Below are 11,431 nucleotides of genomic sequence, written 5' to 3'. Positions count from 1 at the left end.
GCCGCCGTCATAGTCGAGATCCGATTCTCTTGTCGCAGAAGACTTCATACCCGAGTGGAAATCGACCGGGGTGGGTCCGTACACTTGTGCATCGCACGAATTTCCACCTGCCCCGGTGGCGAAATTGGCAGACGCGCCGCACTCAAAATGCGGTCTCTAACGGGGTGCCGGTTCGAGTCCGGCCCGGGGCACGCACTTCCACACGACGACGAACGGAAGGCTCGCAAATGTCCGACGCGACATCCGCCAGCGCGGTCCGCGTCGTTGTGGCGGAGGACGATTCGCTCATTCGTCTCGATCTTGTCGAGATGCTCCGCGAAGAGGGATACGACGTCGTCGGCGAAGCTCCGAACGGTCAGGTGGCCGTGGACCTCACCGAACAACTCGATCCGGATCTTGTGATCATGGACGTCAAGATGCCAGTCCGCGACGGGATCGACGCGGCGAGCGAGATCGCCGCGAGGCGGCTGGCGGCAGTGGTGATGCTGACCGCGTTCAGCCAGCGCGAGTTCGTCGAGAAGGCGCGCGATGCCGGCGCGATGGCGTATCTCGTCAAACCGTTCAACCAGGCCGACCTGGTGCCCGCGATAGAGGTGGCGCTCAGCCGGTACCGCGAGTTGAAGGCGCTCGAGAACGAAGTCGCCGACATGTCGGAGCGCTTCGAGACGCGCAAGCTCATCGAACAGGCGAAAGGTCTGTTGATGACGAAGCAGGAGATCACCGAGCCTGAGGCGTTCCGGTGGATCCAGCGCAACGCGATGGATCGTCGCGTGACGATGAAGGCGGTCGCTGAGATCGTCGTCGACACGCTCGGCGACTGACGGCCCCGGCCGACGTTGTCGGGGGTCGCCACTAGACTCATTCGTGTGAGCCCAGCGCAGACGAACGCCAGCAAGAATCGCCCGACCCTCATGCTTCTCGATGGGCATTCTCTCGCCTATCGTGCGTTTTTCGCGTTGCCTCCGGAGAATTTCAAGACGAACACCGGACAGAGCACCAACGCCGTGTACGGCTTCACGTCGATGCTGATCAACCTGCTGCGCGATGAGGAGCCGACACACATCGCGGCCGCCTTCGACGTCTCGCGTCAGACGTTTCGGTCGGAGATGTTCCCCGAGTACAAGGCACAGCGCAGCAAGTCGCCCGACGAGTTCCGCGGCCAGGTCGACCTGACCAAGGACGTCTTGGGCGCCATGGGGATACCGGTGATGGCCATCGACGGGTTCGAGGCGGACGACATCATCGGAACACTCGCGACGCAAGCCGACCAGCAGGGCTATCGCGTTCTGGTGGTCACCGGTGACCGCGACTCCCTGCAGCTGGTGAACGACAACATCACCGTTCTCTACCCCAAGCGCGGCGTGTCGGAGATGACTCGCTTCACCCCCGACGAGGTGGAGAAAAAGTACGGTCTGACGCCCGCGCAGTACCCGGACTACGCCGCGCTCCGCGGCGACCCGTCCGACAATCTGCCCGGCATCCCGGGAGTCGGTGAGAAGACCGCGGCCAAATGGATTCGTGAATACGGTTCATTCGACGAACTCGTCAATCGGGCCGATGAGGTCAAGGGCAAGGTCGGCGACTCGCTGCGTGCCAACCTCGCCGGCGTCATCATGAATCGCAGGCTGACCGAACTCGTCCGCGACATGGAACTGCCTGCCGGACCCGACGAGCTCGCATTGCACGCCTGGGACCGCGACAAGATCCACGCATTGTTCGACGATCTCGAGTTCAAGGTTCTGCGCGACCGCCTGTTCTCGACGCTGTCGTCGGTGGAGCCCGAGGCGGAGGAGGGTTTCGAGGTCAACGGCACCCGGCTCGGCGCAGACGAGGTGGCCGCTTGGCTCGACGCTCACGCCAGGACCGGACGTGCTGGACTTGCCGTGGACGCCAAGCACGTCGTCGTCGGCGGCGACGTCGACGGTCTGGCGATCGCTGCTGCCGACGGTGACGCGGCGTACATCGACCCGGTCGCCCTGTCGGTGGACGACGAGGCGGCTCTCGCCGACTGGCTGGCGGACGCCTCGGTCGCGAAGGCCGTCCACGAGGCGAAATGGGCGGTGCACGCCTTCCGGGGTCGCGGCTGGACTGTCGCGGGAGTCACCTCGGACACATCGCTAGCCGCGTACCTGGTTCGACCGGGGCAGCGCACGTTCAACCTCGACGACCTCGCGCTGCGCTACCTGCGTCGTGAACTCCGCGCCGACGACGGAGTGGACGACGGCGGTCAACTGTCGCTGCTCGACGACGACGCCGATTCCGCGCGTGCGGCAGAGACTCTGATGCTGTCCGCGAGGGCGGTCGCCGAACTCGCCGACGCGTTGGACACCGAACTCGAGCGCATAGAATCGACGTCGCTGTTGACCGAGATGGAACTGCCCCTCGCGTTTGTTCTCGCCGAGCTCGAGGCGGTCGGCATCGGCGTCGACACCGAGCACTTCTCCGACCTGGAGCGTGAATTCGCGCAGCGTGTCCGTGACGCCGCCGAATCCGCCTACGAGGTGATCGGCGAGCAGGTCAATCTGGGATCGCCGAAGCAGCTGCAGACGATCCTCTTCGACAAACTCGACATGCCGAAGACGAAGAAGACGAAGACGGGCTACACCACCGATGCGGACGCGTTGGCCTCGCTGTACGAGAAGACCGAGCATCCGTTCCTCAAGTTCCTGCTCGAGCACCGCGACGCCACTCGCCTGAAGGTGACTGTCGACGGCCTGCTCAAGTCGGTCGCCGACGACGGCCGTATCCACACGACGTTCAACCAGACCGTCGCCGCGACCGGCCGTCTTTCGTCGACCGACCCGAACCTGCAGAACATCCCCGTGCGCACCGACGCCGGACGGCAGATTCGTGGTGGCTTCGTGGTGGCGCCGGAGTTCGACTCCTTGATGACGGCGGATTATTCGCAGATCGAGATGCGCATCATGGCGCATCTCTCGGAAGACGAAGGGCTCATCGAAGCGTTCCGGTCGGGGGAGGACCTCCACAACTTCGTCGGATCGCGGGCGTTCGGCGTTCCGGTCGATCAAGTCGACTCGCAGATGCGGTCGCGGGTCAAGGCGATGTCGTACGGTCTCGCGTACGGCCTGAGCGCGTTCGGTCTGGCCGCACAGCTCGGCATCGGCCGAGAAGAGGCCAAGCAGCAGATGGAGCAGTACTTCGACCGTTTCGGCGGAGTGCGCGACTACCTCCACGACGTTGTGGTCGAAGCACGTCGCAAGGAGTACACGGCGACCCTGTTCGGCCGTCGCCGCTACCTGCCCGACCTGAACTCGGACAACTTCCAGCGACGTCAGTCCGCCGAGCGCATGGCGCTGAACGCACCGATCCAGGGCACGGCGGCAGACATCATCAAGGTCGCGATGATCAAGGTCCAGAACCGACTCGCGGCAGAGGGCCATCGGTCACGGATGCTGTTGCAGGTTCATGACGAACTCGTGCTCGATGTCGCCGCCGACGAGCGCGACGCCGTCGAGAAGCTGGTTCGCGAGGAGATGGGCGGCGCGATCAAGCTGTCCGTGCCGCTTGAGGTGTCGGTCGGCTTCGGCCGCACGTGGGACGAAGCAGCTCACTGATGCGCGACGGCCGACAGGACTGGGTGCTGCCGGCGATCATCGCCGTGATCATCGCACTGCTCGGTGTGCTCGGGATAGTCGGCTGGCTCATCGTCAAGGACTCGTCCGACGCGGTGGCAGATCCCGCTGCCGCATCGTCGGCACTGACCTCCGCGCCGTCGACTCCCGAGACTGTCACGGTCACCCCGCCCGTCACCGTCACCGAGACCCATACGCCGCCGCCTGCCGCCGAGCCGACCCGGACCGAATCGGGCGCCGGGGGATGGTACGCACAGCTCGGAGCCTTCAACGATCGATCGAACGCGGACGCAGCCGCCGCGCAGCACGGTGCCGTGGTCAGGCCCGGGTACATCGTCGGATCGTCGTCGACCTGGGTCGTGGTGATCCCCGTCGCGAGCGAGTCCGCCGCTGAGTCCGTGTGCGGCGGGTACGGCTCCGGTGCCTGCTACGTGCGCTATTCGGGGGAGTGATCATGCGTGCGAAGGCAGATCTACTGGTTCCAGCGTTTCTCGCCGCCGTCGTCGCCGTCGTTGGCGCGGTCGCGGCAGTCATGTTCGTGGTGGTCGAACCGTCTCCGCCTGAACGGTCGTGTGTGCACCGCGTGTACGAAGCTTCGTATACGCCGTTGAACGGAGTCACGATGACCAGGTCGTACGAGTCCGCACTGGAACTGGCCGACGCGGATCTTCCGGACTGTGAAGCTGAGGAGGACTGATGACCGAGACCCAGACCGTTCGGCTTGCGGTGCTCGAGGGCGACGGGATAGGACCGGAAGTAGTGCCGGTGGCCGTCGACGTCGCGCGGCGCGCGCTGGAGGCACACGGAGTCGAGCTGGCGACCGTCGAGCTGCCGTTCGGGGCCGCCGCGATTGAACTGCACGGCGCCCCCGTTCCGGAGTCGACGTTGGACGCTCTGTCCGGCATCGAGCTGTGGCTCGTCGGACCGCACGACAGTGCCGCGTACCCGCCGCCGTTCCGTCATCCCGCGCCTGGTGCTGTGATGCGCAAGCAGTTCGATCTGTTCGCCAACCTGCGGCCCGCCCGCGCGGTTGCCGGAGTGCCCGCGACGGCGCCCGACATCGACGTGCTGATCGTGCGGGAGAACAGTGAGGGCTTGTACGCCGATCGGAACATGGCCGTCGGGAGCGGCGAGTTCATGCCGACTCCCGACGTCGCACTGTCCGTCGGATTGATCACGCGGGCCGCGACTGAACGGATCGCCGTGGAGGCGTTCGAAGCGGCACGGCGTCGACGTGGGCATGTGACCGTCGTCCACAAGGCGAACGTGCTCCGTCTGACGACGGGACTGTTCCGAGACGTGTGTCTTCAGGTGTCCGAGCGTTACCCGGACATCACCGTCAACACGGAGCACGTCGACGCCATGGCAGCGCTCCTCGTTCGGCGGCCGGCCGACTTCGATGTGGTCGTCACGGAGAATCTGTTCGGAGACATCCTGTCGGATCTCGCCGCTGAGCTGTCGGGGTCGCTCGGCCTCGCGGCGTCGTTGAACAGTTCGACGGACCGGGCGATGGCCCAGGCGGTGCACGGTGCCGCTCCGGACATCGCCGGGCAGGGGATCGCCAACCCGATCGCCACGATTCTCTCGGTCGCGATGCTCCTCCGGTGGGAGGGCGAACGTCGGGACTCCGACGCACTCAGGGCGGCCGCCGACTCGATCGATGGCGCCGTCGCACACGTCCTCGCCGACGGTCTGGCGACCGCAGACTTGGGAGGAACGGCGTCGACAGGAGAGTTCAGTTCTGCCGTGCTCGCCGTGCTGTGAATCTGGTTGAGCACGGGGATTAGACGCTCAGACTCACGATTCGGTTCCATGACCGGACCCGATGGCGTGACGGAGAACTCGGATCGGCAATACTCGTGTCTCTGATTGAAGTAGTTTCATCAACCGATGCGACAGAACAAGAAGGTGCCCATGCGCGTGCGTCTGGCAGGTGTGCTGGCCTGTGCGGCCTTGCTGATGACCGGATGTGTCGTCGACGAATCGGCCAACGACACCAAGCCGATCTCGCTGACCATCGCGAAGCAGCCCGACATCGCGGCGCTCGTTCCGGACGACATTCGCGCAGGGGGAGTGCTGAAGGTCGGCACCAACGTGCCGTATCAGCCGAACGAGTTCAAGGACAGCGAAGGACGGATCATCGGCTTCGACGTCGACTTGGTCACGGCTGTCAGTCAAGTCCTCGGGCTGGAGCCGAAGTTCTTCGAAGCAGACTTCGGCAAGATCATTCCCGCCATCCAGGCCGGAACCTTCCACATGGGGATGTCGTCCTTCACCGACTCGCTGGAACGCGAGAAGGAGGTCGACTTCGTGACCTACTTCAGCGCTGGCGTGCAGTGGGCCACCAAAGAGGGACGTGAGATCGACCCGGACAACGCGTGCGGTCTGCGCGTCGGTGTCCAGGCGACGACCGTTGAAGACACCGACGAAGTGCCGGCCAAGAGCGCGGCGTGCGAAGCGCGCGGTGAAGATCCGATCATCAAGGTGAAGTTCGACAGCCAGGACCAAGCTGTGAATGCCACGCTCCTCGGCCAGGTGGACGCGTTCTCCGCGGATTCACCCGTCACCGCGTACGCGATCAAGAAGACCGACGGCCAACTGCACCAGGTCGGCCCCGCGTACGACGCCGCGCCGTACGGACTTCCGATCAAGAAGGGCTCGCCGCTCGCCGCCGCGGTGCAGAAGGCGATGCAGCATCTCATCGACAAGGGCTACTACCGGACGATCAACGAGCATTGGGGCGTGCAGGCCGGAATGATCGAGCACGCAGAGATCAACGGGGCGAAGGAATAACTCATGACGACTGACGACAAGCAGACGGCCGAAAGCGGCAGGCCTGCCCCGATCAAAGCGATACCGGTGAAGCACCCAGGGCAGTGGGTCGCGGGCACGATTGTGGTTGTCCTCGCCGGGTTGTTCATTTACGGAGCAGCGACCAATGACAACTATCACTGGGACACGTTCGGGAAGTACCTCTTCGAGGTCAGGATCCTGTCGGGCGTCGGGTACACGCTGGCACTGACCATTCTCGCAATGGTCGGAGGTGTGGCTCTCGGCGTGCTGCTCGCGGTGATGCGCATGTCGCCGAACGGAGTCTTCCGCTGGGCCGCGTGGATCTACTTGTGGGTCTTCCGCGGAACACCGGTCTACGTCCAGTTGATCCTGTGGGGCCTGTTCGGTTCGCTGTACCCGACGATCAACATCGGCGTGCCGTTCGGCCCGACGTTCGTCGAATGGGATGCGCAGGAGTTCAGCCTCCAGCATGTGTTTGTACTCGCGACAATCGGACTGGCACTGAACGAAGCCGCGTACATGGCCGAGATCGTCCGGGCAGGCATCTCGTCGGTCGGCGAGGGCCAGATGGAGGCGTCGACCGCGCTCGGTATGACGTGGGGTCAAACGATGCGACGGACGGTGCTGCCGCAGGCGATGCGAGTGATCATCCCGCCGACGGGCAACGAGCTGATCAGCATGCTCAAGACCACCAGCCTCGTGTCGGCGGTGCCGTTCACTCTCGACGTGTTCGGCCGCCAGGGCGACATCGCGGGCGTCAACTTCCAGCCGATCCCGCTGCTGCTCGTCGCGTCGGCCTGGTACCTCGCTGTGACAAGCGTTCTGATGGTCGGCCAGCATTTCCTCGAAAAGCGTTACGCCCGCGGCTCGTCCCGAAACCTGTCTGACGCGCAGCTGGAGAACCTCGCCGCCGCCAACAACCCCAACCTCATCGGAGGCTGAGTCTGTGACCACCACTGAGACCCCGATGGTCGTCGCCGACCAGGTCTGCAAGAACTTCGGCGCGCTCAACGTGCTGACCGGCGTCACGCTGGAGGTGAAGCGCGGGGAGGTCGCCTGTCTGATCGGTCCGTCCGGGTCGGGCAAGTCGACATTCCTTCGCTGCGTCAACCACCTTGAGAAGGTCAACGCCGGACGCCTCACCGTCGACGGTGAGCTCATCGGCTACCGCGAACGCGACGGCAAACTGTACGAATTGAGCCCGAAGGAAGCAGGTCGTCAGCGCCGAGACATCGGCATGGTGTTCCAACACTTCAACCTGTTCCCGCACCGCACCGTCCTGGAGAACATCATCGAGGCGCCGGTTCTGGTCAAAGGACAGTCGAAGGCTCAGGCGTCCGAGCGAGCGCTCGACCTGCTCACCCAGGTCGGACTGCGCGCAAAGGCCGACGCCTACCCGGCACAGCTCTCCGGCGGCCAGCAGCAGCGCGTCGCGATCGCCCGCGCGCTCGCGATGGAACCCAAGTTGATGCTGTTCGACGAGCCGACGTCGGCGCTCGACCCGGAACTCGTCGGCGATGTGCTCGAAGTGATGCGCGGTCTGGCGTCCGACGGAATGACGATGCTCGTCGTGACCCACGAGATGGGCTTCGCTCGCGAGGTCGCCGATCAGCTCGTGTTCATGGACGGTGGAGTGGTCGTCGAGAAGGGCGATCCCCGCGAGATCCTCTCGAACCCGAAACACGAACGCACTCAGTCGTTCCTGTCGAAGCTTCTCTGAGCGCGTCGTCGGCGTCTCGACTCCGCTCGACGGGCGGACGGCCGGGTCAGAGCAGCGCGCGGGCGTAGCGGTCGGCCACGGCTTCTACGCCTTCGGCCACGACGTCGGACGCGGTCTGCACCCGTACCCCGGAACGCCGCTGGACCTGCCAGCTCAGAAGCGACCTACGGGCGGTGGCGAACGTGTCGGCGCCCCGGCCGATCAGCGTCTCGCGGTGGAGGGCGTGAAAACCAGGTGGCGCCTCGCCCCGCAGACTGGCCCCGACATCGCGGTACGTGAGTTCGGCGGTCATGGCTTGTGGCAGACGAAGATCGCGGTGCCCGGGAAGTACGAACCGCGCAGGGGAGACCACTGTCCCCATTCCTGATCGAGGTCCTCGGGCCACTCCGGTTCGACGACGTCGTCCAGGACGAGGCCTGCGCCGACGATCTCGCGGATGCGGTCGCCCATCGTGCGGTGGTGTTCGACATAGGTGACGACGCCGTCGTCGTCGGCCTCGGAGTAAGGCGTCCGGTCGAAGTACGACATGCGGACCACCAGTCCGTCGGGTCCGGGGTCGTCGAGGAACATCCACCGCATCGGGTGATTCGCGGCGAACACCCACCGCCCGCCCGGGCGCAGGACTCGGGCGACCTCACGCATCGCCCGCGCGGAGTCGGCGACGAACGGAATCGCCCCGAACGACGAACATGCTAAGTCGAACGACTCGTCAGCGAAGGGGAGGCGTTCGGCTCCGGCCTGAACCAAGGGGACCGGGCGTTCGTCGAGTCTCATCGCGTCGACGGCATGCGCGAGCATCCCCGCAGACACGTCGAGCCCGACGACGCGGGCGCCGCGCGCCGAGAGCCAGCGCGCACACGGCGCCGAACCGCACCCCACTTCGAGGACGTCGCGGTCGGCGACGTCGCCGAGGAGCCCGATCTCCGACTCCCGGAGACGCTCCGGGCCCCACACGAACTCTCCTCCCGGCGTCCGGTTCCCGATGAACTCGCCGTGTTCGGCGTGGTATTCGGCGGCCTCGGCGTCCCACCACGAACGATTCGCGCGTTCGCTGGTCGAGGTGTCGACGTCGCCGAGCACACGCGGCGGGCGAGGAGTGTCAGCAGGCACGGCCGGCCACCACCGTCTCCGAAGAAGTGTCGCCGTCCCAGCGACGAATCGCGTTGGCATGCGCGGGAATCGGGGACCAGTCGAGGGTGAGGGCCGAGCCCACCCGGTCGGCGGTGAGCCGGCGGGCAAGAGTGATGTGCGGCGTCCACGATCCGGGTGTCACGTGGTCGACGAGGCCGTCGACTGCGTCGCCGCACAGCCGGTGAACGGTGGCGTGAACTGAGAGGAGTTCGCTCGACGGAACCACAGACGCAGCGAGGGTGAACAGACCGGGACCCGCTGGAAGCGCCACCGGAGGTCCGATCAGGACCGGGATCGGAAGGCGCTGGGCAATCGTCGCGAGATGGGAGTCCGCGCCGCTGATCCGAGCGCCGGCGATCAAGGTGCAGTGAGGCCGGCCGATCGCCGGATCGACCCCTAAGGCGGCCAGTGAGCGCCACCGGTCGCGGATCGCGGCGTCCGCGGTGTCGTCGAGGAGGAGTTCGATGGATGCAGCCACGATGACGATCCTGTCATTCGGCACGCGGCGACAGCCAGTCGTGAGACGATGGGGCTCTATTTGTGCAGGCCAGCGCCGGGTAGTAACCTGGTATACGCGCGTGCCCGGCATGCGCGTCCAATCATCGTCAAACCCGCTGTGGCCTGCACGGATCGCACGGGAGCGACGTACCTACTACTTACCTGTCCGGAGCAACTCACCACATGTCGTCCCCCACCATCACCTCGCCGCAGGTCGCCGTCAACGATATCGGCTCGGCTGAGGATTTCCTCGCTGCCATCGACGCCACGATCAAGTACTTCAACGATGGCGACATCGTCGAAGGCACGATCGTCAAGGTCGATCGCGACGAGGTTCTGCTTGACATCGGCTACAAGACCGAGGGTGTCATCCCGTCGCGCGAGCTGTCGATCAAGCACGACGTCGACCCGAGCGAAGTCGTCACCGTCGGTGACGAGGTCGAAGCGCTTGTCCTCACCAAGGAGGACAAGGAAGGCCGCCTCATCCTGTCGAAGAAGCGCGCACAGTACGAGCGCGCTTGGGGCACGATCGAGGAGCTCAAGGAGAAGGACGAGGCCGTCAAGGGCACCGTCATCGAGGTCGTCAAGGGCGGCCTGATCCTCGACATCGGTCTGCGCGGCTTCCTGCCCGCATCGCTCGTCGAGATGCGTCGCGTCCGCGACCTCCAGCCGTACATCGGCAAGGAGGTCGAGGCCAAGATCATCGAGCTCGACAAGAACCGCAACAACGTGGTCCTGTCGCGCCGTGCATGGCTCGAGCAGACTCAGTCCGAGGTCCGCAGCGAGTTCCTCAACCAGCTGCAGAAGGGCCAGGTCCGCAAGGGCGTCGTGTCCTCGATCGTCAACTTCGGCGCATTCGTCGATCTCGGCGGCGTCGACGGCCTGGTGCACGTCTCCGAGCTGTCGTGGAAGCACATCGACCACCCGTCCGAGGTCGTCACCGTGGGCGACGAGGTCACTGTCGAGGTCCTCGACGTCGACATGGACCGCGAGCGCGTGTCGCTGTCGCTCAAGGCGACGCAGGAAGATCCGTGGCGTCAGTTCGCCCGCACCCACGCGATCGGCCAGATCGTCCCGGGCAAGGTCACCAAGCTGGTTCCGTTCGGTGCATTCGTGCGCGTCGAAGAGGGCATCGAAGGCCTCGTCCACATCTCGGAGCTGGCCGAGCGCCACGTCGAGGTCCCGGACCAGGTCGTCTCCGTCGGCGACGACGCGATGGTCAAGGTCATCGACATCGATCTCGATCGTCGTCGCATCTCGCTGTCGCTGAAGCAGGCCAACGAGGACTACGCGGAAGAGTTCGACCCGTCGAAGTACGGCATGGCGGACAGCTACGACGACCAGGGCAACTACATCTTCCCCGAGGGCTTCGACGCCGAGACCAACGAATGGCTCGAAGGCTTCGACAAGCAGCGTGAGGCATGGGAGGCCCGGTACGCCGAGGCCGAGCGTCGCCACAAGATGCACACCACGCAGATGGAGAAGTTCGCCGCTGCAGCCGCCGAGGCAGAGAACGCTCCGACCGACTACTCGTCGTCGTCGGCATCGTCGACCACCTCCGAGTCGGCTTCGTCGACCGGTGCAGCGTCGACCGGTGGTTCGCTGGCCAGCGATGAGCAGCTCGCCGCTCTCCGCGAGCGTCTGTCGGGCAACGCCTGATCGCCAGATCGCGTAGCTAGATCTCACTGAACCCCGG

12 protein-coding genes and 1 tRNA gene are annotated in these 11,431 nt (G+C 65.3%); 10 read left to right on the top strand and 3 right to left on the bottom strand.

Annotated elements, in window-relative coordinates:
* Positions 1-109: 109 nt before the first annotated feature.
* The 9 genes from GM1_RS14700 to GM1_RS14660 all read left to right on the top strand — a co-directional run bounded on the left by GM1_RS14700 (position 110) and on the right by GM1_RS14660 (position 8,106).
* Positions 110-191: transfer RNA gene (locus GM1_RS14700), tRNA-Leu, on the top strand.
* Between the two features lie 36 nt (positions 192-227).
* Complete coding sequence (locus tag GM1_RS14695) at positions 228-821, top strand: ANTAR domain-containing response regulator (RefSeq protein WP_008380053.1); 594 nt, start codon at positions 228-230, stop codon at positions 819-821.
* Between the two features lie 90 nt (positions 822-911).
* Positions 912-3,575, top strand: a complete 2,664-nt coding sequence (gene polA / locus GM1_RS14690; protein ID WP_008380052.1) for a DNA polymerase I — start codon at positions 912-914, stop codon at positions 3,573-3,575.
* Positions 3,575-4,045, top strand: coding sequence for an SPOR domain-containing protein (locus GM1_RS21625; RefSeq protein ID WP_008380050.1), 471 nt, complete (start codon positions 3,575-3,577; stop codon positions 4,043-4,045). Before polA ends, GM1_RS21625 begins: the two co-directional genes overlap by 1 nt.
* Before the next feature lie 2 nt (positions 4,046-4,047).
* Positions 4,048-4,290, top strand: coding sequence for a hypothetical protein (locus tag GM1_RS14680; RefSeq protein ID WP_008380049.1), 243 nt, complete (start codon positions 4,048-4,050; stop codon positions 4,288-4,290).
* Entirely contained in the window at positions 4,290-5,357 is a 1,068-nt protein-coding gene (locus GM1_RS14675; protein ID WP_008380048.1) for an isocitrate/isopropylmalate dehydrogenase family protein, read from the top strand. Before GM1_RS14680 ends, GM1_RS14675 begins: the two co-directional genes overlap by 1 nt.
* A 126-nt stretch (positions 5,358-5,483) precedes the next feature.
* Positions 5,484-6,386 carry an ABC transporter substrate-binding protein gene (locus GM1_RS14670; RefSeq protein WP_008380045.1) on the top strand — a complete coding sequence of 301 codons (903 nt, stop codon included), beginning with the start codon at positions 5,484-5,486 and terminating at the stop codon, positions 6,384-6,386.
* 3 nt (positions 6,387-6,389) lie between these two features.
* On the top strand, positions 6,390-7,328 hold the full coding sequence (locus GM1_RS14665) for an amino acid ABC transporter permease (protein ID WP_008380044.1): 939 nt from the start codon (positions 6,390-6,392) through the stop codon (positions 7,326-7,328).
* Between the two features lie 25 nt (positions 7,329-7,353).
* Entirely contained in the window at positions 7,354-8,106 is a 753-nt protein-coding gene (locus GM1_RS14660) for an amino acid ABC transporter ATP-binding protein (protein ID WP_040520240.1), read from the top strand.
* A 46-nt stretch (positions 8,107-8,152) separates the two neighbouring features.
* On the opposite strand, the gene GM1_RS14655 is transcribed toward GM1_RS14660, so the two are convergent.
* The 3 genes from GM1_RS14655 to GM1_RS14645 are packed head-to-tail and all read right to left on the bottom strand — an operon-like array spanning position 8,153 to position 9,715.
* Positions 8,153-8,398 (bottom strand): DUF1990 family protein, encoded by a 246-nt coding sequence (locus GM1_RS14655; RefSeq protein ID WP_008380040.1) that lies wholly within the window; start codon positions 8,396-8,398, stop codon positions 8,153-8,155.
* Positions 8,395-9,216 (bottom strand): class I SAM-dependent methyltransferase, encoded by an 822-nt coding sequence (locus tag GM1_RS14650; protein ID WP_008380039.1) that lies wholly within the window; start codon positions 9,214-9,216, stop codon positions 8,395-8,397. Before GM1_RS14650 ends, GM1_RS14655 begins: the two co-directional genes overlap by 4 nt.
* The gene (locus GM1_RS14645) at positions 9,206-9,715 is read right to left on the bottom strand and encodes a 2'-5' RNA ligase family protein (protein WP_040520261.1); all 510 of its coding nucleotides are present in this window, start codon (positions 9,713-9,715) and stop codon (positions 9,206-9,208) included. Before GM1_RS14645 ends, GM1_RS14650 begins: the two co-directional genes overlap by 11 nt.
* Positions 9,716-9,918: 203 nt before the next feature.
* Here GM1_RS14645 and rpsA point away from each other — a divergent pair, with 203 nt between their 5' ends.
* Complete coding sequence (gene rpsA / locus GM1_RS14640; protein WP_008380036.1) at positions 9,919-11,394, top strand: 30S ribosomal protein S1; 1,476 nt, start codon at positions 9,919-9,921, stop codon at positions 11,392-11,394.
* The last annotated feature ends 37 nt before the right edge of the window (positions 11,395-11,431 follow it).

This window comes from Gordonia malaquae NBRC 108250 (genome assembly GCF_000344135.1).
Taxonomy (GTDB): Bacteria; Actinomycetota; Actinomycetes; order Mycobacteriales; family Mycobacteriaceae; genus Gordonia; species Gordonia malaquae.
Note: the sequence above shows the minus strand (reverse complement) of the source record. Positions and strands in the feature narration are given on the sequence as shown.

Excerpts from the sequence above, each read along its gene's own strand:
- GM1_RS14695 (WP_008380053.1), top strand. The coding sequence starts at position 228 with ATGTCCGACGCGACATCCGCCAGCGCGGTCCGCGTCGTTGTGGCGGAG.
- polA (WP_008380052.1), top strand. The coding sequence starts at position 912 with ATGCTTCTCGATGGGCATTCTCTCGCCTATCGTGCGTTTTTCGCGTTG.
- GM1_RS21625 (WP_008380050.1), top strand. The coding sequence starts at position 3,575 with ATGCGCGACGGCCGACAGGACTGGGTGCTGCCGGCGATCATCGCCGTG.
- GM1_RS14680 (WP_008380049.1), top strand. The coding sequence starts at position 4,048 with ATGCGTGCGAAGGCAGATCTACTGGTTCCAGCGTTTCTCGCCGCCGTC.
- GM1_RS14675 (WP_008380048.1), top strand. The coding sequence starts at position 4,290 with ATGACCGAGACCCAGACCGTTCGGCTTGCGGTGCTCGAGGGCGACGGG.
- GM1_RS14670 (WP_008380045.1), top strand. The coding sequence starts at position 5,484 with ATGCGACAGAACAAGAAGGTGCCCATGCGCGTGCGTCTGGCAGGTGTG.
- GM1_RS14665 (WP_008380044.1), top strand. The coding sequence starts at position 6,390 with ATGACGACTGACGACAAGCAGACGGCCGAAAGCGGCAGGCCTGCCCCG.
- GM1_RS14660 (WP_040520240.1), top strand. The coding sequence starts at position 7,354 with ATGGTCGTCGCCGACCAGGTCTGCAAGAACTTCGGCGCGCTCAACGTG.
- GM1_RS14655 (WP_008380040.1), bottom strand. The coding sequence starts at position 8,398 with ATGACCGCCGAACTCACGTACCGCGATGTCGGGGCCAGTCTGCGGGGC.
- rpsA (WP_008380036.1), top strand. The coding sequence starts at position 9,919 with ATGTCGTCCCCCACCATCACCTCGCCGCAGGTCGCCGTCAACGATATC.